Genomic DNA, 23,576 nt, shown 5'->3' on the forward strand with positions numbered 1-23,576 from the left:
TTCTCCAAATCGTTTAGGACGCTACTGTTATTGAATATATTATTTGGATTGATGATAATTTCATATTAATCTAATAACAACCTAAATTATGATAGAACATTCAAGCATATCCCCAACTGTACTTGGCTTATTGGAAAAAGTGGTTTTAAAAAAAGGCTCAAAAACGGCTTTAATTTTTAAGGATCAAAAAATGTCTTATGAGCAGTTGCATTTAAAATCAAATCAATTGGCCCAATTTCTATTGGAGAATAAAGTGGGGAGCCAAGGGGCTGTAGCTTTTTGTCTTCATCAGTCCATCGAAAGGGTGATTGGTATGATAGGAATTTGGAAGTCTGGAAATGCATATGTCTCACTGGACCCTTTGTATCCTGACGAGCGATTGCAATTGATGGCAGAAGATGCGGGAGTGGAAACCCTGATCACTACTGGGGCATTAGTTGATAAATGTGCTTTTTTTAAGGGCAGGATAATCATTATTGATGATGAGAAAACGGAGAAGGCTATTCAAAATCGACCTGGAGATCATATTGTATTTTCAAACATAAATCAATTGGCGTACTTAGCCTATACTTCAGGTAGTACTGGAATTCCCAAAGCAGTGATGGCAGAGCATCGCGGATTGGGAAATTTTGTAAACAATTTTAACCAACATTTGAATGCGAATGAGAACGACTCTGTACTTCAGATTTCTGGATCCAATTTTGATGGTATAGGATTGGATCTTTGGGCTCCATTGTGTAATGGTCTAACCATATATCTCTATCCGGACAATAGGATTATTGGTGAACCTTTACTCGATTATATCGTTCAAAATCAAATTACGATATTGCCATATCTGCCCGTTTCCATTTTAGCAACCCTTCCTATGGGCAAGCAAATTGGAAAATTGAAAAAAGTTTTCACTGGCGGAGAGGCGCCTACTGATCAGGTGATTAGTTATTGGAAGAACCAAGTAAATCTATTTAATATGTACGGACCTACAGAAACAACTGTCGTCACCTGTATGTTTAAGTGCTCAGATACACATCCAATAACTACTATAGGTAAACCCTTTGACCAAGTATCTTTTTATGTGCTGGATGAGCAGCTGAATGAAGTATCAGTTGGAGAACAGGGGCAGCTGCATATAGGTGATGTACAAGTTTCTAAGGGTTATCTCAATCAAGCAGAACTTACCGAAGAACGATTTATTAGGATTACGTTGTCTAATGGAGAAACAAAACGAGTGTATAAGACAGGCGATATTGTTACGCAATTGGCAGATGGAAACTATGTCTTTATCGGACGTGCCGACCTTCAAGTCAAAATAAGGGGATTTCGCGTAGAACTTTCTGAAGTTGAAGAGTTGCTCCGTAAATCTGGACAGGTAGTTAATTGTGCTATTATTGTAAAGGGGGAAGAGGATAAAAGTATGTGCTGTTTTTATACGACTACAGGAGTAGTAAACTCAGAGACACTTCGAAATTATCTTATTGAAAAAGTGCCGGCATATATGGTTCCTTCTACTTTTATTCATCTTGAAGAATTTCCGCTGACTTCCAACGGTAAAATCGATCGGAATTTCTTATTAAAACTTGATGTTAATGAAAATCACGAGCTTCGAACTTCTTATGTGGAACCTCAATCGGATTTGCAACAGCAGTTGGCAGATTTATGGTCCTCCAAGTTAGGGATGATAACTATCGGTATTGATGATAATTTTTTTCACTTCGGAGGCAATTCAATTCTTTCGTATAAGCTTATTTTTGCGATGAGAAATCAATTGCATATTGACACTCAAATAGCCGATCTCTTTTTATACCCTACGATACGGGAATTTGCGAACTACATTGAGGAAAAAGAATGGACTGAAACACTTCATACCAACATTGGTTTAGCACCAGACGGACCAATACCTCTTTCTGCTCAGCAGCGAAGTTTATGGTTTTTAGATCGATTGACAGGAAGTCTTCCTTACCATATCGGAGTTCAATATAACATAAAGGATGATGTAGATTCTAATATTTTGGAAAAAGCTATTCAATGTGTGGTACAACGGCATCGTATTTTGAGAACGGTAATCCATGAAGAGCGTGAAGTTCCATATCAAACGGTACTTGAAGCTGACTATTGGCAAATGAAACATGTTTCTTCTTCTTTTGATATTGTAGAGGCACTGGAAATGCCATTTGATCTAAAGTGCGACTTTATGTTGCGGGCGTTCCTCATGACAAATGCAGGAAAAGGGCAACACTTGTATGTTGTGGCGCATCATATTGCTGTTGATGGCTGGTCTATGTCCATTTTGGTGGAAGAAATTAATCGTGAATACCAACTATTGCTCACAAAGAATTTAGTTAGTACTACTGATAAGTCGCTCGTGCAATATCGAGATTATGCCTTTTGGCAGCATCACAAAGAAGAGTTTGAAGTTGATAAAAGGGGACTGGATTTTTGGAAACAATACCTTGAGGAAATCCCCATCCTGCAGTTGCCATATGATTATAGTCGGTCTCAGCAGCCACAAATATCAGGGAAACAACATCGTTTTGTCATTACCGACACATTGCGGACAGACCTGGAGCAATTGTCCATAAAAGAACATAGCACTCTTTATATGACACTATTATCTGCATTTGGTCTGTTGTTGCAGTATCATACTGGACAAGATGATATTTGTATAGGAACTCCGGTTGCAAATCGAACTTATGCTGCTATTGAAAAAACCATAGGATATTTTGTCAATATGTTACCGATACGTCTTCGAATAAACGGGAATCCCGATTATGCAACCTACTTACGAGACATTCGACACATGCTTCCTTTGGTGTATTCGTATCAAGATGTTCCCTTAGAAGCTATTGTCCAACATGTTGTTCAAGACCGGATGAACGGCTACAATCCGTTGTTTCAGATCGTCTTTATTTTGCAAGAAGAACCTGATAAGAAAATAGAATCTCATGATGTGGTAGACAATAAACCCCAATGGATGTTTAATGGAAAATCCAAATTTGATTTGCAATTCGAAATCATTCCTAATGGAAATTCTTTAGATGTTGTGATCGAATATGCCGATAATTTATTTAGCGAAGAAACGATAGCCGATTTTGCGCGGGACTACGAAAGTATATTGCGTGCAATTGTCAAAAAGCCAAAAGATAAGATTGGGGATATCGTTATAAGGGAAGTTCCTTTACAACTTTCAAAACCTGTAACACCAAAGAAAACCCTAGTAGGGCTATTTGAAGAACAAGTACATGCCTTACCCGATAAAATTGCTTTGGCGTTGTCTGGTGAGCACCTCAGTTATAAAGAATTAGATGATAAATCTAGTGTAGTAGCTGATTATTTGATGTCGATAGGGATTAAAAAAGGGATGTTTGTCGCTTGTTTACTCGATCAATCCATCGAAAGGGTGATTGTTTTGTTGGGAATTATAAAAGCAGGAGCTGCCTATGTTCCTTTAGATATAAATTATCCAGAAGCACGTATTCATGCTATCTTAAAAGACACGCTTCCTCCATGTATTATCAGCTCAGAGGTATATACAGAACTCGCCAGTCGAACCGGCACTTCGGTCTTATACATCGAACACCTCTTATCGAACAAAGAGGTGTTACCGTTGCTCAATAGCTATGTAAACACCCACACACCTTTGGATTTAGTTTATGTTATTCATACATCAGGTACTACAGGTGCTCCTAAAGGGGTTTTGATAAAACACGAATCGATAAGTAATTTTGTGATGGAATACGGAGATTTTATCGGTATAGAAAGTAGAGATCGCACGCTACAATTTTCTCCATATAACTTTGATGGATCTGTTATGGATCTGTGGATTCCCTTAACAAAGGGGGCAACTTTACACTTGTATCCAAACAATAAAATATTAGGAGAAGCGCTCAGTGATTTTTTGCGTTTACACAGTATAAGTATTTTACCCTTTATTTCCCCATCTGTTTTATCAACATTGCCGCAAAATACAGACTATTCAGCTGTCCGGGTTATTGCAACTGGTGCAGAAAGCTGCCCTCCTTCTGTGCGGAATTTCTGGGAGAATAGAGTGAAGTTCATCAATGCTTTTGGGCCTACAGAAGCAACCGTTGCGGTGAATAAATTTGTTTTTCAATCGGGATATGCCATCAATACTTTGGGGAAATCCTCGGACAATAATAGTTGGTATGTATTGGATAAATACATGCGTTTATGTCCTAAAGGTGTGGTAGGTGAATTGTATCTATCGGGAATCCAACTGGCTCAAGGTTATTTAAATCAACCGGAATTGACCGCAGAAAAATTTGTTTTAAATCCTTTTGTTGCCATACCCAAAGATCAACAAAACCACCACAAACGGATGTATAAAACAGGAGATCAGGCTCGTGTTTCTCGTGCTGGATTAATGGAATATATGGGACGAGTAGATCATCAGGTTAAAATTAGAGGATACCGCGTTGAACTCGCCGAAATTGAAAATGCTTTGATGGAAGTGGATGGGGTTGAAAATGCGGTAGTACAAGTGCTCTATTCTGGAGATGACTCTTTGATGTCTATTCGGGCGTTTATTTGTGGTACGGCAAATAGAAAAGATATACAACGGGAATTGATTGTGAAATTACCGGCATATATGATTCCTTCTGAAATCATTACGATAGCATATATTCCAGTTAATGCTAACGGAAAAATAGATAAAAAGGTATTGGCAACATGGGCTGAAGAAAGTTTTGAGATCGATCAGGCATCGGAAGTCCCAGCTACAGCTGAAGAAGCCGTTTTACAACAAATCTTTAAAGACGTCTTACAGCGTGCAAATGTCGGTTTAGAAGATGACTTTTTTTGTATAGGAGGGCATTCGTTATTGTTGGTGAAATTGTACAGCCGTATTTTGGAAGAGTATCCGGGGAAAATCTCTTTGAGCGAATTGTATGTTCACAATTCTGTTCGTAAGTTAGCCGAATTAATGGCAACTAGGGGAGATGCCTATGAAGGGCATTATCGTTTAGGAACGGACCCGTTAAGTGAGGAGATAAAGCGCGATGCAGAAAGAGAAATTCTAGGACTAGAAAGTCTTAATGATTTAAAAGAACAAGGGGACTTTGTAAACCCAAATAATATTTTGTTAACTGGAGCAACAGGGTTTGTCGGAACGCACTTATTGCTGGAGTTTTTAGAAGAATCAACAGCCGATGTGCATGTATTAGTTCGCTCTCGCAATAGATTGCATGCCGAAGAACGGTTGTATTCGGCTTTAGAAGAGCAACTTCTCAACCTTTCTACAGATCAAAAAAAACGTGTAAAAATATGGTGTGGCGATCTCTCACAGCCGCTATTGGGATTGTCTGAACCGGACTATGAATATTTGGCGAAAACTATTGATGTAATCTATCATGCTGGAAGTGCGGTGAATTTTATTCAACCGTATTCCTATATGAAAGCCGCCAACGTGGATGGATTGTTGGTGTTGATTAAATTGGCTACCTATAAAAAGCTAAAGCAAATTTCGTTGTTATCAACTGTTGGGGTTTACAGTTGGGAACATTATTTTACCAAACCCGAGTTGATGAGGGAATTAGACAGCATAGACTCGGCGTTTAAATATCTTAGTAAAGATATGGGATACATCCAGAGTAAATGGGTGATGGAAAAAATTGCCGCACAAGCTATTTCTAAAGGTGTTCCCATAATTGTATTTCGATTGGGATATGTTTTTAGCCATGGAAATTCAGGTGCAACTGCTAAATACCAATGGTGGGGATTGTTGGTTAAAACGTGCATGGAACTCAAAAAATATCCAATGTTACAGGGGCAGAAAGAAGAATTTGTAACTGTAGACTTTATAGCAAAATCGGTAGCGCATATTTCAAAAAATAGCGAAGCTATAGGTAAGATTTTTCATTTGAGCCCTAAACCTGAAGACAATATTACGGTCATTGATTTTTTCGAAATCCTTCAAAATGAATTGGGACTGGAATTGGAAGCAGTTCCCTATAAAGAATGGGTTGCTTTGTGGGAATCGGATGAAAATAGTCCGCTTTATCCGTTGTTGAGTTTATTTGCATTTAAGGTTCACGACGATAAATCTATTATTGAAATTCACCAAAATACACCGAATTTTGATATCGCCAATACTTTGGAATTTCTTACAGATAGCAACATCCAAACTACTAAAGTTGACAAGGAGATGTTAGCACAATACTGCAAGTATCTCGGAGTTCTAGAGGCGGGTATGGTTTTGTCTAATTCGCAAGAAGGGAAGTAATGCCGTAAGATGATTATTCATTTTATTTGAAATGGGTCGCTTCCACAGCAATGGAGGCGGCCTTTTTTATTTAGAATGGAAGTTAATAATAACATCAATATCTCAGATCATTTGTAGTGGCTTTTGTCAGAAGGGGAATATCCTGATGGATGAAGAAGTTGTTACAAATGAAGTGATGCCGATATTCAATTGGATTATGTAACTAAATCTAAGCCCGATTGCTAATTTCCTTAAATAGCGATTCTACATCTTTTTTGTGGCATAACGACGTTCCATAGTTCATAGTTGCTGCCGTACCACAGGCAACACTAAATTCAAGTGATGTTTTAAGATTATTTCCTTTTGACAATGCGTAAACCATTCCGGCTAACATACTGTCTCCTGCGCCAACGGTACTTTTTACTAATACAGCAGGAGGTTTAACGGTGAAAGACTGGTTTTTAGTTACCAATAATGCACCTTGTGCGCCAAGCGAGACCAGTATAATTTCGCAGTTTCCTAATGCTATAATTCTCTTAGCAGCCGGCTCAGCATCCGAGGCTACCAGTGATTTTCTTCCCGATAGGTAGGCTAGTTCAGCAAGGTTTGGCTTTAGCATAAATACTTCGTTTGCCATGACATTTTTTAAGGCAGGCCCAGATGTGTCGACAACAAATTTTGCTTTTTTTATTTTAGATATTTCTGCCAATTGTTCTAAAATTTTAATGGGGATGCCGGGTGGCAGGCTTCCACTTGCAATAATAAAATCAATATCATTTATATTTTTTATTGCCTCGAGGCAGGCATTACATTCCTTTTCCGACAACTTATTGGCAGGCATGACGAAACGGAACTGTTGCCTTGTAGATTTATCCTGTACCACAAAGTTTTCCCTTGTTTCGTGTTGTACTTTTACAATGATTGATGGAACGTTTTCTTTTTCAAGTAATTCATTGAAAAGGCTTCCGTTATAGCCACCTGAAGGGAAAACTGCAATTGCTTCTGTTCCCAATTTTTTCAGAACTCTTGCAATATTGATACCACCGCCACCTGGCTCCAGTTTCGGAGTACTGCATTTTAGTTTCTTTTCAGGTTCCAATGCACTGATCATTGTACTTTTATCAACGGAAGGACTGAATGTAATGGTAATTATTTTGGACATTGTTTTTTCTCTAGAGGTGGAAGCGAATAGATTTTCCGCCCAATTTTTTTATTTACCATCGGATTGTTCTTTATTATTCGGGCTATCCAAAAAGTGTAATTTGTAGCAATTGATACAGATTACTATGCTATTGAAATTGTCTTGTCTAGGTAAACATCTTGTATAGCGCTGAGGAGTTCAACACCTTCGTTGAACGGACGCTGAAAAGCTTTTCTTCCCAATATTAATCCTGTCCCTCCGGCTCGTTTGTTTATTATTGCTGTTCTAATTGATTCTGTAAGGTCACTTGCTCCTTTTGATTCTCCTCCGGAATTAATAAGGCCGATTCGACCCATAAAACAATTAGCGACCTGATAACGGCAAAGGTCAATTGGATGCATGGAAGAGAGCTCAGAATACATTTTAGGATCGCTCTTGGCGAAATTAATCGCTGTAAAGCCCCCATTGTTTTCAGGTAGTTTTTGTTTAATTATATCGGCCTGTATGGTAACACCTAAATAGTTGGCTTGGCCTGTAATGTCAGCAGCAACTTCATAATTAACATTATCCTTTTTAAAGCTATTGTTGCGGGTATAGCACCATAAAACACAGGGCATTCCTAACTCATGTGCTCTTTCAAAGGCTTCGGCTACTTCGACAATTTGTCTATTTGAATTTTCTGAGCCAAAGTAAATGGTAGCACCTACAGCAGTGGCTCCTAAATTCCAAGCATCTTTTATACTCCCAAACATTATTTGGTCGTACTTTGTGGGGTAAGTAAGTAGTTCGTTATGGTTGATTTTTACTAAGAATGGAATTTTATGCGCATATTTTCGAGACATTATTGCTAGGTTCCCAAAAGTTGTAGCAACTGCGTTACATCCCCCTTCAATGGCAAGCTTTATGATATTTTCGGGATCAAAATACAAAGGGTTTGGAGCGAATGATGCTCCTGCAGTATGTTCTATTCCTTGGTCTATTGGTAATATTGATAAATAGCCAGTGTTTGCTAGATGTCCGTGATTATAGAGTGCTGCAAGGTTTTTAAGCACCTGAGGGCTGCGGTTGCTTTGCAGAAAGATTTGATCGATAAATTCTGGGGAGGGAAGATGGAGATGCTCCTTTACAATTTTGGGAGTGCTAAAATTTAGAAGATTTTCTGCTTCAGCACCTAAATCTGATAAAATATCTTTATAGTTCATGATCGCGTTGTTTTTGCATCCACTATCCATATCGTGAATAATGGATGAATTGAATCTTAACCTGCTCTTTAACTTATTTAAAGTTAACAAATTAATGCAATAATCTCTAATAATATATTGTATGCCAGCGCTATAAAAGCAATCACCTAATTTCGGCATTAATTGGCCAAAGTCTGCTATAAAATTTATGGAAGAGGAAAATGGATATGATTTCTGGCTTATAATAATCAGCGGTTATTTAAAGATCATCTTGAGCATTAGTTTTATATGCGTCCATCTTTATAAAGCATTGTTATAATGCTGGTAATTTAAATAGCTGTTATTTACGCTTTAATCTTGATTCTTCTAAATCAAGTGTATATTCTAGTTCTTTAATAATACTGCTATCATAATGCTTTTCTTCTCGTATTTTGTACAATCCATTTCTTCTAATGCCAACTATTTCCAACATTATTTTATTATAAAGACTTCTTACGGCAGTCAATTGGGCACGGTTATCTGCTAATTTAGCATTTTCAGATAAAGTTATACTTCTTAACAATTGCTCTTTAATTCTTGCAATTGTTTCGTACTCTTGCATTTCTTTGCTGTAATTATTATCTAGGTAGGCAATAGATTCTTTAGCCAACTGAACTCGAATTTCATCAATCTGATTTTCTACAGGTTCCTCAACATCTATTTCATCTATTTTTATTATTCTTATAAGAATAGGAAGTGTCAATCCTTGAATAACTAACGTAATTAAAATAACGACAAACGTGATAAAGAGAATTAAATTACGGTGAGGAAACGGTTCTCCATTATTTAAAGTTAATGGTATCGCCAATGCAGAGGCCAATGAAACTACTCCTCTCATACCTGCCCAACCAACGATCAATGGTAATTTCCAACCGGGACTCTTTTCTCTTGTTCTGATTTTTTTTGAGATAAAGCGAGGTAGATATTCTGAAAGGTAAACTAATAAAATTCTTAATACGATGACAATGCCACTAATAATTAAAGCATAGTTAATCGCCTGGCCCTGCGAATACTGTCCCAATCCTGCTACAATTACTGGTAATTCTAATCCAATCAGAATAAACACGAATCCATTTAATAAGAATCCTAAAGTAGCCCATACCTCTTTTGTCTGAATCCGTGTATGATAATTCAAATAGTCACCAGAACGGAATGATAAAAATAATCCGCCACTAACCACCGCGAGTACACCCGACCAATGAAAATGCTCTGCAACGAGATACATGATATAGGGAGCTATCAATGTGATAGGAGTCGAAATGCTTGATGATTTTGCAATATAGCGTAAAAATAAATATAATATATGTGCTATGGCTAACCCCACAACAACGCCCATGATTGATAATACTAAAAATTCTGAAGCTGCTTCTTGAAATACAAATTGACCAGTCAGGATGACTGCAACTGCAAACCTGAAAACTGTTAATGATGCAGCGTCGTTGACTAAACTTTCTCCTTCCAATAGTGTTATCCCTCGTTTGGGAATCTTCACACCTTTCAACACCGATGTAGCAGCTACAGCATCTGGAGGAGAAATAATACCGCCTAATAAAAATCCCAATGCCAATGTGAATCCAGGAATGATGTTTACAGAGAAATAAGCGATAGCAATAGAAGTAAAAAATACTAATCCAAAGCCCAAACTCATAATTGATCGGCGCCATTTTTTCAAACTATCCCAATTGGTATACCAAGCCGCCTCAAAAAGTAGAGGTGGTAAAAACACTAAAAATACCAAATCAGGATTGATACTAATTACTGGCATACCTGGAATTAGGGAAATTGCTAAGCCGCCAATTACCAGTAAAATAGGATAAGAAATTTTGATTCTTTGACTTACCACAAATAACATTGCCATTACAAAAAACAACGATAAAACTAATAAGAGATTCTCCTCTACCATAAGTTTATTTTGATTATTGATATATCCTTAAATTCAAGAAGTAAAGGTAAAACATTTCATTTTATTGCACGCTTATGTTAACAGAAAAATATCCTGTCAGTTCATCAAGTAGATTGAAGTTGATAATTTAGTCATTATATAAAGCTAATATTCTAAAATATTTTCATTTTTGAGTTATTGATAAAAGTCCGTATGGAGTAAGGCTGTATTTTTAACGTGCAGTGCAATTCAGTAGAGCCAGGAAATATATTCAGAATTTGAGCGTGATCTGGGTATGTCTGCTGCGTAATTGAATCAAGACATAAAGAATCAGAGGGATTTGGTGCAAATAGTTTTTCCTGGTAAAGGAAACATGCACCTAAACAGAATGTATAAACGTTTAGGTGAAAAGCTCCAAGCTTCAGATTTTGAGATATTAAGCTATCTCAAAATCTTTTGAATTTGCAATATTTCTTTCCGAATTTAGCTTGGGTCAGGTCTGGAAATCTATGCAGAACTGATTATCATGATTTCTTGTATGATCTGAATCTTAAAGGAACAGGCTAGTGCAGGTTTTAATTTTTAGACCTTTTTAACAAGAAGAGAATTATAATTTTACAATTCCTTTTTCAATCATTTCCAGCATTACCGGAGAAGCATTTTTAAATGTAGGTACTTGTTGGGTAAGGCTTCCTGCATTTTTTTTATTGACTTTAAAAGTTAAATCCATTTCAGTCGTGAACAGCAAAGCGGTTGTGAAAGGATTTTTAATGTATGAACTTAAAACCGTGAGAGCCTCATCAACGGTATGGAAACTCTCAATCTCTTCTGTTTTGTATCGTAAAGTTAAAGCAAAGTTATATCCTCCGGTTTCTAAAATATGAAGTCGGACATAAATATTTTTAAGCTCAGTATCGCCCATTGTTTTGGCTAAGGTAAGTTTTGCAAAAGTTCCTTGATTGATACTTGATTTTATTTGTTCGTAAAATTCAACAAAAACAGTCTGATATGGCATTTTTAATATAGTTTGAATTGCAAAATTACACTAAGAAGTTGATAAGTAGCTTCTTTTTACAAAAAATAAAGAGTAAATTTATAAGTAGCTTCTTATAAGCAGCTTTCCGATTGTAACAAAGTATAGTGGCCAAGGTGTAAATTTACATCAAGTGGCAGGCTATATGTCTACGTTAACGTTTTATTCACCGCAATATAATACCGCCGAAAAGCAAGTAAATGTACCTTATGATGATCGATTGACTTTATATTGGAATCCCTATATTAATTTGGATTCAACGAACTCGAGCAAGGAAATATTATTCCACAATAATTCGAACGCAAAAGGATTTCATGTCGTTGTTAATGGAATGACAGATAGTGGCAAACTGATATATTACAGTAACAGCTTTATGAAGTAATCCGGCTCAAAATTGCTAATTTTTCCTTATTGGTCGGTTATGATTGAAAGAAAAATTTAGGGTAATAGAAATTGGGAAAATATGCTGTGACTCATGCTTCGGTTATTAGTATTGTGTTATTGGGCAAAGGAGGTTAAATAAGTAAGGCTACCTCCTGAGATGTAACCTTACTTACTTACTTACTTACTTACTTCAAATTCATCTATAAGGTATAGTTATAACATGATTCTGGACAAATACTATTTACTGCTCAACTACAATTTACTGCTCAACCTTTAGGTTATCAAATTCGACTTGCTGTTCTCCAATTACACAAAATCCTACACCACTAGATGTTAAATCTAAATATCGAGCTTCGATAGCAAGCATATCGTTGACTTCAAAGTAAAGACCTTTAAAATTTTTGGTGATTTTAAGATTTACTTCCGCTTTCTTTTCTTTTTTAAGTTTGATACCATTTTTTATAGTTCCTACTACTTTTCCATCCTTTACTCTAGTCATAATTGCTACTCCTTCCCAGACTAAGAATGAAATATAGTTACCATCATCTTTATAATCTACGATGATGCCAAATTTACTTTTATCATTTACTTTCTTTACTGTACTCATGCAGGTAAGGGTGAAGTTCTGATTAGGGTCAAAATCTAAAAATGTATGCGAAGTTAGGGTATCTTTAGTATTGGATTTAATGCGCATGACTCCATTCGTGACTAGTGTTTCCCCGGTGTTCAATACGACCTCTGTCCAAGCATTGTTATTTGAATCAAAATCATCCTGAAAGACAGTTTGCGATGAGCAAAGGAAGGGTGTAAACACCAATAGACCGATTATTATGTATATAGCTTTCATGTTTATTCTATAAGGATCCTATTCTAGATTGAAACTCTGGTATTAGTTGCTCGTATTGCTTTAATACCCTATCCGTATTTATAAATGATTCTTCTCGATTTGACGAGAGTGGTGCTTGTTGTGATTCTATTTTGATCGAATATGTAAGTTTTCCACCCAAATTAGATTCTTTTACAGTAACCCTCGTACGTACCTGTGTATTTGCTTCTCCAAATGATGTTTTGCTCCATGGAGTTTGTACAAAGCCCGAAAGCATGTCAGAAGTAGCTATTTCACTATAGTAATTTAAGAGAATTTGGTGAATCATCTTCCACACCAATAAAGAAGCCCCTTTCTCATCTTTCGCTGCTTCTATATACTTGTCAGAAACATTTACATTAAAAAATTTATTAGCATTGGCGGATTCTGTCGAAGAATCGTAAAAATCATCTTTTTTCAATGTAAATTCATATGCATTTCGCTTGTCCTTAAAGTAAACTTTTGTTTGTAAGGTAACAAAACCCGCATTTTCGATTTTTATCGCTATAAAATCATCTTTTTTACGGATTGTAGTCGATATAATTCCGTCGCCGACATAGGCTCCATCAATATATATTTTTGCTGTTGATGGGACTGCCACAATTTTGATTTCTTTTGCTAGGCTTATAACACCGGTAAATAAAAGAAGCAGTAATAGATGTAAACTTTTCATAACTAGTAATATTTTAATCAAAATTAAGGTAGATTCTGATCGTTTAAAATACCTAGCACTAGGTATATTTTTCGGTTATGTGCGACGATCAATCAGTAACATTAGAGCAATTTTTGCTTCCTATTTTAGTCAAAAAGTAAATATGACCTATAGCCATCCCTAAATATTTTCTTTCTTAAAAGTGGATAAATGTTGAATTGTAAAACGAGTACCAAAAAGATTGAATGTTATATGATTATAGAAATGACTTAAGTTATCTAATAGATGATCTGAGAACTTTCTTTAATACTATTCATAACAAAAATACTTTTTGTCTGTCCAATCCCCTCTATTTCTGAAAGCTGGTTGACGAAAAATTCATGAAATTCATCCATATTAGGAGCCAATATTTTTAGCATAAAATCAAAGTCACCGCTGATATTATAAAATTCGACCACTTCTTTCAATTTAATTACCTCTTCTATAAATTTCGATGCTGTTTTTTTATTGTGCGCATTTAGAGCGATCATACATATGACCATCATACCTTTGTTCACTTTCTTACGATCTAAAACAGCTATGTATTCTTTTATAATTCCCAATTTCTCCATACGTTTAATTCGCTCATGTGTTGGAGTGGAACTTAGATTAATTTGGGCTGAAAGATCGCGAACACTAAGCTTAGCATCCTTTTGCAATAAACGCAGAATAGCAAGGTCCTTTTCATCTAGGGTGTAGTTTTCCTGTGGCATTTGTTCTTTTATTTAGTGTTAAAACACGTTTTAAAGTGTGTTTGTTCTTTATTTTTTATTAAAAACAATTTATTGTTCCAAATTTAATGAATAGTTTCCTTATCTGTTCCAATAAAATTACTTTTGCAGGAAATTTGAAAGGTATGGGAACAAGAAGAAATATAATATTAATACTGGCATCGATAGGAACTTTTGTTGAAGCTTTGGATATTGCCATCATTAACTTAACCATTCCCTCGATTCAAGCGCAGTTTGATATTGGAGCGGATAAAGTACAGTGGTTACAGACATTATATGTTTTGTTTTTTGGAGGTTTTTTGATTATCGGCGGAAAACTTTCAGACTCGTTGGGGCGTAAAAAAATGTTTCTTTTAGGAGGGGTAATTTTTATGTTAGCATCTTTAGGGGCAGGGCTTGCAGCGAGCTTCGATGCATTGGCATCGTTCCGTGCGCTACAAGGATTTGGTGCAGCCTTAATTATGCCAGCATCCTTGTCAATCGTGACGAATACGTTTACTGAAAATCAAGAAAGGAGCCGTGCATTGGGCGTGTTTAGTTCCTTTGCGGCCATAGGGTCTGGTAGTGGTTTATCGATAGGAGGGATTATCAGCACCTATCTTAGCTGGCACTGGGTTTTTCTAATCAATGTACCGATTCTTTTGATTACGTTAATCCTATCTTATTATTATTTGCCAGCAGATGAGAAAGTGGAACAGGTACAGAAGACAGATAGTGTTTCTGCTTTAATGCTTGTTTTAGGTTTATTAAGTTTAACCTATGGGACCCATGAACTCATCAATATCCATGAAACTCCGCTTTTGATCGTAGGCTCACTAGTTTTGGCAATCCTCTTGTTAAGTGTCGTTATCTATCGTTTGAAAACCGTATCTCAGCCACTAATTGACCTTGAGCTATTCAAGTATAGGTCATTGAAGGCATCCAATCTTGGATTCTTTACCTTAGGTGCGTTTTTTATAGGCTTCTTATTTTTGATTTCATTGATGCTTCAGAAAGATATGTCTCATACTGCCGCTTCGGCAGGCTTAATGTTGGTACCTTTTAGTATCTTGTCGGCTCTTGTGGCGAAGTTTGCCATACCAACTATCTGTAAAAGGTTTGAACCGGCACAGATGGGTATCCTAGGTTGGTCCTTTATGCTAGTCGGAGCCCTTTCTTTATTATTATCTATTTACTTGGGACATCCGCTGCAAGTTGTCTTATTGGGAGCTGCATGTATCTCTGGGATTGGGATGACGATTTGTTTTACTAGTTTATCAATCTTGGGCGTTCGAGATGTAGATCCTATACATTATGGTGTAGCTTCTAGTTTAACCAGTACCAGTTACTTTTTGGGGGCAGGGATCGGACTGTCATTTATGACTTTTATGAGTCATCTTTTCCCATCAAATTTGGCCGTTAATCAGCCTAGCTTGCTTATCTTGGCGAGTTACGCAGTCATAGCTATGGGGATATTGAGACATTTGATGGTCAAGGAGTTTAAACCAGATACAACACAAGTTGCTGTATCTTAATTCAAAATAATTCATTTTTTTATAGATTAATAATCATTTTACTGCATCCGCTTAAATCGATGAAAAATATATTACACTAAGTTGGAGAATGATGAAGAAGCTATGAAAACAAATTACTGGAGTTTTATAGCGTATTGTTAGATTTTTTTATGCAAGGTTTAATACCTGTCGATCTATTGAGCATTGGTTATTTTGGATTAATAATGACAATCAAATGTCTACTACATTTGTTTTCGTCAAGAAGGAGTGACAGCGGATGTTAGAATCCGTATCTCAGCTAGCCGTTTGCAATATGCAAACGGCTATTTTATACTTCCAATGAAACTTGCTTCTTAAATTCAAATTCGTCATCAAATGCGCAATATATGGCTCCTGATTTCTAAATTTATAATCACACCATCTTTTAACCAAACTGATTTGTACAGTGATATATGAGATTGTGTTATTATCTTTGTTTATTTAATCAACTATATGGGAATATCATCCAGTGAATTCCCATCCAACTTATAATTTAACAAAATCCTTTCTATCAAAATACGTATTTCCCTTTATATGTGAATTTTAATGAATTCTTGTATTTACAATTAAATATTGTAAATAACTTTTTGCTCCATTAGTTCATTCTTCTTATTTACGTGAAGAAGAATGTCTTTCAATCTCTTCTTTTTCACTAATTTAGTTGCATTAAAAAAATATTAAAAGGAACTTTACTAATAAAGAAAATGAAAAAAACTATATCTATCCTATTTACCCTTCTATTTTCAATATATTCCTTTGCACAAAAAACAGAAATTATTGTTCTTGGCAATATTCACCAACCAGTTCCTAATTACAACTCAGATACAATAGTTACAATTCTTGATAAGATTAAACCAGATTTTTTATTACAAGAAATTGATAGTTCATTTTTTAATGTTGATTTTACATTTAAAACTCCTCCAAAAGAAAATGAAGGGTTAGCCTCTGTTAAGTACATTGACAAAAACACCAAAGCTCAAATGAGACCATTTGATTTTGAAGGAAGGAATGAATACAGAAAAATAAATGGATTTAATCCGACCGAAGGACTTGCTCTTAAATTGGTCGATAGTTTGTATAATGAAAACAGATTAACAAAGAAACAGGCCAAAGTTTATAAAAAATACATCGATTTATTGGAGCCTTTAAAAATTGCTGCTTCAAAAGACCCTAGAAGTTTTAATAATTCAATAAACGACAAGATTTGCAAAGAAAGACAATACTATCAATATCACAAATTATTGTCCGTTATGAAAGAAAGATCTGAATTGTCAAACACTTATTATACACAAGCAAATGCTCAAAAAATATCTTATTTAAAAGGATTTCAATTAGCTTCTGAATTTTGGGATCTAAGAAATAAAACAATGGCAAAAAACATTTTAAAAATTGCAGAAGAGAATCCTGGAAAAAAAATAATTGTATTGACAGGCTTTATGCATAGATATTATATCATAAGTGAACTTAAGAAATTGACTAAAAAAGATAGAAATATTATAATGAAGGAATTTTACGATTAACAAAAAAGCAAGATATAAATATAGTTATCTCATTTTATATGCTTTAGTGAAGGCCATGTCGCGAGATATGGCTTTTTCGATGGAGAGAACTTTCTCACATACTTAAATGTTAAATTTCGTTTTTCTTCTAATCTTGAGAGCCGATTATCATAGAACTTGATTTTAAAATCATCTATCTGATATTCAGATGCTAAACACAAGTCGACTCTTTTGGCATTTCAATAATGATAATCAAAAGCAGTAAACAAAATCGGTTTAAATTTTGTTCTTATATTAAAATATAGGCGCCGAAATGGATAGTATGAGATATCTTTCTTAAAGCAGCTTGAAATGGTTCTATATAGCCACTATTAATGTAGTGATATTGTATTGAAAATGTAAAGAATTAAAAACATTAAAATTTACCATTATGAAAAAATTAATATTACAAATTTGCACAATAGTGCTTATTTTTTCCAGCTGTGCAACGAACAGTATGATTACTGGATCTTGGCGTGATCAATCTATTGATCTGAAGCAGTACAATAGGATATTTGTAGCTGTTATGACGGATAATGTACCTGCACGCCAAAAGGTGGAAGATGAAATTGCGTCATCCCTCAAAGCACTAGGGTTAACTACCATAAAAAGTATAGATGTCTTTCCTCCCAATCTTGTTAATATGGGACCCAAACGGTCTGATTTAGCTATGCAAAAAGTCGCTGCCACAAATAGCGATGCCATATTAACTATAGCTTTGATTGATTCTAAGTCAGAATCTAGGTATGTTCCGAATGTTTCTGTTTACCCTGTGAACTCTTTTGGATATTATAGGACATTTGGAGGTTATTATGATTTTTGGTACGGTAATCATCTCTATAATAATGGTTATTATACGACAGAGAATACTTACTACATCGAGACAAATCTGTATGATATGAACTCAGGAAAACTCGTTTGGTCGACCCAGTCCGAAAGTTACAATCCAGGCTCTTTGGATAGTTTTTTAACAGGCTATAAAAAAGCGATGACCAAGCAGTTAGAGAAAGATAATTTAATAAAAAAATAATGCATAATCAATAATATTGGGGGCGATTAAAGCTTGATTACTTCCAATATTAATACCAATTTCATCAATAAATTTCTCTCCATAGAATATATGCCTAAGCATAGATTTTATTTGATGAATTATTGACGTATAGATCTTACATGGCTTGACCAAAGAACTTTATTTATATCGATACTAATATTATTGATTGCGCTTTATTATGACCGGCTATTGGGATATTACAGGTCATGATAAATCATCAGGGTAAACATGAATAAATATTTGAATAAGATCTAAATAATTTTTCTCCAAAAGTTAAGTAATCCACTACAGGCAGTTTTATCCAGATCAAAACTAGTAGGAATTTCTTCCCATCCACTCCAATAAGAGACAATCCGAGTTCCAACTGGCATTTGCTTAAGTTGTTTCCTAAGATATTCGGTATATGAATAATAGAGTTCTTGATCTGGTAAGATAGAATGGTCTATTGGAGAAGATGTATCCATATTTTCATAGAAAGAGTTATAAAAATAAAATGAATCATAATCCGAAAAAGAGATTTGATCAATATTGGCATGAATAAATTCTACATTATCTATTTGATGCTTTTGAGCTATCTCATTGGAAATCTCAACGAGCGATTCCCGTTGTTCCACCCCATAGAACATACCTTCTGTACAAGCTGCTCCCACAAGGCAAAACTTTCCGGCACCGGCACCAATATCTAGAACCTTATCATTTGGATGTTGAACCAAATAATTGGCTGCCATCTTTGCTACATCGACTGGAGTCCAGTGACGTTGTGCCAATTCTTTTATGTCAGGGGGGTATAAATCGTTAAATGTACTATCATCAACATTTGCATCTGATCTTAATGCTTTAAAAATCATTTGTTTTTTGTGCTTACGGTTAAAAGGAATGTGTTATAAACAGATTAACCCTATTTATTTAATTTGTGTATATTAAAGTTCTCTAAGAAAGTAGATTTTTCCGGATTCAGGATTTATCTCTACAAGTACCTTTCGGTGATTTTCATATTCATAAATGTACCAATTAGGGTGCTCTGGGTCTTTTGCTGAATATGATTTTAAAATGTCGTCGATTTCTTTTGATGTTTCCAAAGATTTGTTCTCCATGGTGGATAATTATTTTTACTAAGTTACAATAATCTATTTTTTACTACAACTATTAAAAAGAAAATAGTCCTATTTTAACCTTTACAATTATTGAAATGGCATTAACTTAACTATCACTATGTTTTAATTGATTGACTTTTATGTGCAAAATAATTTTTGAAATGTAATATATCTAGTTGTAATAAAGATGTATATAATGGCTTAAGTCATGTTAGATGTGACTGTATAATTGCTTGCGTTCAGATTTTTTATGACGATTTTTATTAGTTATTTTAACACCATGTAATTCGCTGAAATTTACTATTTTTTAATAGCTGAAGAAATTTGTACGAAATATTTTTAATTGGATTTATCAGGATATTTAGTAATCTTTGGTGGGGCAATATTAATTGATAATAAGTTCAAAAGAACAAGCAGATTTCTATGACTATATTACAAATCGACTCAGTATCTTCTATAAAAAACATTCTTGAAACAGTATGTGCCATTACTGGGATGGGCCTAGGTGTAGTGGCACACGTAACCGAACGCCAATGGATCGCATGTTCGGTAAGAGATACTATTGGGATAGGTTTAAGGGTAGGTCAACCTCTAGATATTCATTCCACTATATGTAGTGAAATCTTTAATCAACACGAACCAATCATCATTTCGGATATAGACCTGTGTTCGAATTCAAGATGGAAAGAAAAGCTGTCGCGCAAAGGTTTTAAGAGTTATATATCATTTCCGGTATTTGATTCCGACGGTACTTTCGTTGGAACCTTATGTGCCTTAGACTTTAAGACCACAGAGATAGAGCAGGAGAAGATCATACCTCTTTTCAAAACATTATCGGAACTTATTACCTTCCACTTGGGGACTTTGGATAAGCTCAAAAGGACAGAAGAGCTATTACTTGAAGAACGGAGGTATTCCAAGCGGAGGGATACCCTGCTCTCGGTGCTTGCACACGACCTTAATAATCCCTTAAGCGCAATAATATCATTATCTCAGTTCCTTCATAATAAAACGGAAGATTCTCGTGAAAAGAGAACAACAGCCATTATATATGATGCAGGATTGAGAATGAAAGGACTTATCGGCAACATACTTGATTTTGCGAGGGGTAAATTGGGGGGCGGTATAAACCTACAAAAATCACCTCAAATTCTTGAGCCACTTATCGTAGACATCCTGAAAGAAGTCCATGCTGCTGATCCAGAGCGAGATATTGTTATTGACATCCAATTGGATCAACCTGTCATTTGTGATAGCGGTAGGATGGCACAGGTTTTTTCCAATCTGATTGCCAATGCATTTCGACATAGCAATAATAGTTCGAGTATATATATAAATTCCTCTATCCAAAGCGATAGATTCATTTTTAAAATAGAGAACAACGGACAGAGTATCCCATTATATATTCTCAAAAATCTTTTTAAGCCATTTGTGCGGACAAAAAATAATGAAGGTGAGGGCTTGGGACTAGGTCTTTATATTTCTAAAGAGATTATTATAGCCCATGGTGGTGAAGTCGACGTGCAGTGTCAGGATGGAAAGGTTACCTTCACTGCGTGGATTCCGGTTTGATTATGGTTCTAAAAAAACTTTATGACCTAGGGATGTTCCAAAAAAGTTAGACAATTTTAATTTGTAATAATGAGATTGAAAATTTCATCAAATCCAATGTCTCCTAACTGTAGACTTGAAATATTTTAGATGCAACAATAAAACCGAAAGTCATTGATAAAAAAAATATCAATGACTTCCATTATTAAAATTCTGTTCTAAGGATAGCCCCACTACTTGCATTTCCAACAAGTATGCGGTACTGACGGAGCCATCTTGACTTTAATTCTCTTTTAACAGGTATAAAATTTTTTCTTCGCAATCGGATTTCTTCCTCAGATAAATTGACCGACAAAATATATTGATCAATGTCGATATGAATTTCATCACCGTTTTCCAATAGGGCAATCACTCCCCCTTCTGCTGCTTCTGGAGAGACATGGCCTATAGATGCTCCACGTGTGGCCCCACTAAATCTTCCATCCGTGATCAATGCCACGGCACTTCCTAATCCCATACCCATGATTAAGCTTGTAGGACTTAACATTTCCTGCATTCCAGGTCCACCTATCGGTCCTTCATAGCGTATAACCACTACATCTCCTGCTTTGACCTCACCAGCAAGTATACCTGTAATGGCCTCGATTTGCCCATCATAACATACTGCCTTTCCTGTAAAAACACGATCACCTATTATTCCAGCAGATTTGATTACTGCACCTTGCTCGGCAAGGTTACCATACAAAATAGCCAAACCACCTACTTCACTATAAGGATTGTCTATGGTACGTATTATATTTTTATCAGTTATCGCTGCATTTGCAATCTTTTCATATAGCATTTGACCTCCTATAGTGAGGTTATCCAATAGTACATGTGAACCTCGCTTGGTCATCTCGTTCATGACCGCATTTACACCACCTGCACGATTAATATCCTCCATATGAACAGTACTTAGGCTTGGAGATATTTTAGCGATATGCGATACTTGTTGTGATATGACATTAATGTCACTTAACTTAAAATCGACACCTGCCTCATATGCGATGGCAAGCATATGAAGGACTGTATTAGTACTTCCTCCCATGGCCATATCAACAGCGAAGGCATTTTTTATAGCATTTTCATTTAAGATATATTTGAGCTTGAATCGCTCGCGCTTTTCATTATCTTTAGCAATTTCACATATCCTTCGAGCGGCTTCTCTATACAATTCTTCTCGTTCAGGAGTTAACGCTAGGATCGTACCATTTCCTGGCAATGCTATACCCATAGCTTCCATTAAGGTATTCATGGAGTTAGCAGTAAACATCCCAGAACAACTTCCTCCACTTGGACAGGCATTGCATTCGATATCCATTAACTCATCGTCAGTTATAAGGCCTGACTCATGTTTTCCTACAGCTTCAAATGCACTAGCAAGATCTATTGGGGTTCCATCTTGTGTATACCCCTTTTTCATTGGTCCACCACTGACAAAAATGGTAGGTACATCTACCCGTAGTGCTCCCATGATCATACCTGGTACAATTTTATCGCAATTTGGAATTGCGATCATTGCATCGAGCTTGTGCGCATTCATGACACTTTCTATAGAGTTAGCAATAAGTTCACGACTAGGTAATGAATAGAGCATGCCATCATGGCCCATAGCAATACCGTCGTCTATTCCTATAGTATTGAACTCAAACGGTACACAGCCGTTTAATCTAATTTCCTCTTTGATGATTTCAGCCACTTTATTTAAAAAAAAGTGACCTGGAATTATTTCAATAAACGAATTGGCTACACCAATAAATGGTTTATTGAAATCTTGGTCTTTTAATCCTGTAGCGCGCAATAAAGCCCTATGTGGAGCACGGTGATTCCCTTTTTTTACTTCATCACTTCTCATCTGCTTATATTTTAGATATTTGATTTCATTCTGCTTAACGTCTCTGGAGATATATTGAGATAGGCTGCTAGATTTGTATTGGATAATCTTTGAATAAGTTCTGGATTATTTTTTAGCAAATTTCTATATCTCTTTGTCGCATTTTGGGTAAGGAGTATACTTAGCTTTGAATTGATTACTGTGAGTCCATACTCAAGAATAAAAATGTATATTTTATCCCATTCTGGGATTGTCTTTCTCAAATAAAAGAAATCGCTGTAAGATATACTGAGTATCTCCGAGTTTTCTACCGCTTGAATATATTCTAATGTGGGCTCTCTCGAAATAAAACTGACAATGGATGTTAAAAAGGTATGTTCAAAAGCCATAAATCGGGTAGCAATTGCTTGTTCTTCCCTAAAGTACAATCGTAGACAGCCTCTATTTACAAAAAACAAATGATTTGCTACTTTATTTGGTTCTAGCAAATGTTCATTTTTTTCCACGACTTGAAACTTAAAAAAGTCAAGTACCGTCTCCAATTGGTCTTTACTGAGAACTATCTTTTCTTGTATTAATTGTGCAAGCACTTTTTTCATCTCAATCCTATTATTAACAATCAAAGATGCGTGAAAAATCTTTAAAAAAGATTGACCTTAGTCAAAATCGTACTTTCGAAGTTTTAAATAAAGAACATAGGCTAGAACACTATATCATGTGAATGGCACTCGGCAGGAATAGAGCAATTTATCGCAACAGATTTCAACCAAAAAGTA

The 23,576-nt window shown here is 35.6% G+C and carries 17 protein-coding genes; 6 read left to right on the top strand and 11 right to left on the bottom strand.

From position 1 onward, the window contains the following. The first annotated feature begins 88 nt into the window (after window positions 1-88). Complete coding sequence (locus tag KO02_RS08895; RefSeq protein ID WP_038697647.1) at window positions 89-6,235, top strand: non-ribosomal peptide synthetase; 6,147 nt, start codon at window positions 89-91, stop codon at window positions 6,233-6,235. 208 nt (window positions 6,236-6,443) lie between these two features. Here KO02_RS08895 and KO02_RS08900 read toward each other — a convergent pair whose 3' ends face one another. From KO02_RS08900 to KO02_RS08915, 4 genes are all read right to left on the bottom strand, one after another. Continuing rightward, window positions 6,444-7,376, bottom strand: coding sequence for a 1-phosphofructokinase family hexose kinase (locus tag KO02_RS08900; protein ID WP_038697649.1), 933 nt, complete (start codon window positions 7,374-7,376; stop codon window positions 6,444-6,446). A 122-nt stretch (window positions 7,377-7,498) separates the two neighbouring features. Beyond that, a complete protein-coding gene (locus tag KO02_RS08905) occupies window positions 7,499-8,557 on the bottom strand; it encodes a class I fructose-bisphosphate aldolase (RefSeq protein WP_038702386.1) in 1,059 nt (352 codons plus the stop codon). Window positions 8,558-8,876: 319 nt separating this feature from the next. Continuing rightward, the gene (locus KO02_RS08910) at window positions 8,877-10,478 is read right to left on the bottom strand and encodes a Na+/H+ antiporter (RefSeq protein WP_038697651.1); all 1,602 of its coding nucleotides are present in this window, start codon (window positions 10,476-10,478) and stop codon (window positions 8,877-8,879) included. Window positions 10,479-11,064: 586 nt separating this feature from the next. Beyond that, window positions 11,065-11,472 (bottom strand): hypothetical protein, encoded by a 408-nt coding sequence (locus KO02_RS08915; protein ID WP_038697653.1) that lies wholly within the window; start codon window positions 11,470-11,472, stop codon window positions 11,065-11,067. A 163-nt stretch (window positions 11,473-11,635) separates the two neighbouring features. Here KO02_RS08915 and KO02_RS08920 point away from each other — a divergent pair, with 163 nt between their 5' ends. Then, entirely contained in the window at window positions 11,636-11,872 is a 237-nt protein-coding gene (locus tag KO02_RS08920) for a hypothetical protein (protein ID WP_038697655.1), read from the top strand. 261 nt (window positions 11,873-12,133) lie between these two features. Here KO02_RS08920 and KO02_RS08925 read toward each other — a convergent pair whose 3' ends face one another. The 3 genes from KO02_RS08925 to KO02_RS08935 form a co-directional block, all read right to left on the bottom strand. Then, window positions 12,134-12,721, bottom strand: a complete 588-nt coding sequence (locus KO02_RS08925) for a hypothetical protein (protein WP_038697657.1) — start codon at window positions 12,719-12,721, stop codon at window positions 12,134-12,136. Window positions 12,722-12,728: 7 nt separating this feature from the next. Further along, the gene (locus KO02_RS08930) at window positions 12,729-13,412 is read right to left on the bottom strand and encodes a PEGA domain-containing protein (protein WP_038697659.1); all 684 of its coding nucleotides are present in this window, start codon (window positions 13,410-13,412) and stop codon (window positions 12,729-12,731) included. Window positions 13,413-13,669: 257 nt separating this feature from the next. Beyond that, window positions 13,670-14,143 carry an Lrp/AsnC family transcriptional regulator gene (locus KO02_RS08935; protein WP_038697661.1) on the bottom strand — a complete coding sequence of 158 codons (474 nt, stop codon included), beginning with the start codon at window positions 14,141-14,143 and terminating at the stop codon, window positions 13,670-13,672. A gap of 86 nt (window positions 14,144-14,229) precedes the next feature. Here KO02_RS08935 and KO02_RS08940 point away from each other — a divergent pair, with 86 nt between their 5' ends. The 3 genes from KO02_RS08940 (at window position 14,230) to KO02_RS08950 (ending at window position 18,261) form a co-directional block, all read left to right on the top strand. Next, entirely contained in the window at window positions 14,230-15,675 is a 1,446-nt protein-coding gene (locus KO02_RS08940; RefSeq protein ID WP_235212371.1) for an MFS transporter, read from the top strand. A 722-nt stretch (window positions 15,676-16,397) separates the two neighbouring features. Next, on the top strand, window positions 16,398-17,213 hold the full coding sequence (locus tag KO02_RS08945; RefSeq protein WP_038697662.1) for a hypothetical protein: 816 nt from the start codon (window positions 16,398-16,400) through the stop codon (window positions 17,211-17,213). A gap of 409 nt (window positions 17,214-17,622) precedes the next feature. Further along, on the top strand, window positions 17,623-18,261 hold the full coding sequence (locus tag KO02_RS08950; protein WP_038697663.1) for a hypothetical protein: 639 nt from the start codon (window positions 17,623-17,625) through the stop codon (window positions 18,259-18,261). Window positions 18,262-18,533: 272 nt separating this feature from the next. Here KO02_RS08950 and KO02_RS08955 read toward each other — a convergent pair whose 3' ends face one another. Both KO02_RS08955 and KO02_RS23755 read right to left on the bottom strand, forming a co-directional pair. Beyond that, window positions 18,534-19,130: a methyltransferase domain-containing protein gene (locus KO02_RS08955; protein ID WP_038697664.1), complete on the bottom strand. Its 597-nt coding sequence runs from the start codon at window positions 19,128-19,130 to the stop codon at window positions 18,534-18,536. A 72-nt stretch (window positions 19,131-19,202) separates the two neighbouring features. Next, complete coding sequence (locus KO02_RS23755) at window positions 19,203-19,376, bottom strand: hypothetical protein (protein WP_158500276.1); 174 nt, start codon at window positions 19,374-19,376, stop codon at window positions 19,203-19,205. Window positions 19,377-19,799: 423 nt separating this feature from the next. On the opposite strand from KO02_RS23755, the gene KO02_RS08960 reads away from it, so the two are divergent. Next, window positions 19,800-20,948, top strand: a complete 1,149-nt coding sequence (locus KO02_RS08960; RefSeq protein WP_038697665.1) for a GAF domain-containing sensor histidine kinase — start codon at window positions 19,800-19,802, stop codon at window positions 20,946-20,948. Window positions 20,949-21,132: 184 nt separating this feature from the next. Here KO02_RS08960 and ilvD read toward each other — a convergent pair whose 3' ends face one another. Both ilvD and KO02_RS08970 read right to left on the bottom strand, forming a co-directional pair. After that, window positions 21,133-22,821 carry a dihydroxy-acid dehydratase gene (ilvD, locus tag KO02_RS08965; RefSeq protein ID WP_038697666.1) on the bottom strand — a complete coding sequence of 563 codons (1,689 nt, stop codon included), beginning with the start codon at window positions 22,819-22,821 and terminating at the stop codon, window positions 21,133-21,135. A gap of 11 nt (window positions 22,822-22,832) precedes the next feature. Further along, window positions 22,833-23,399: a Crp/Fnr family transcriptional regulator gene (locus KO02_RS08970; protein ID WP_038697667.1), complete on the bottom strand. Its 567-nt coding sequence runs from the start codon at window positions 23,397-23,399 to the stop codon at window positions 22,833-22,835. Between the last annotated feature and the right edge of the window lie 177 nt (window positions 23,400-23,576).

The organism is Sphingobacterium sp. ML3W (genome assembly GCF_000747525.1).
GTDB lineage: Bacteria > Bacteroidota > Bacteroidia > Sphingobacteriales > Sphingobacteriaceae > Sphingobacterium.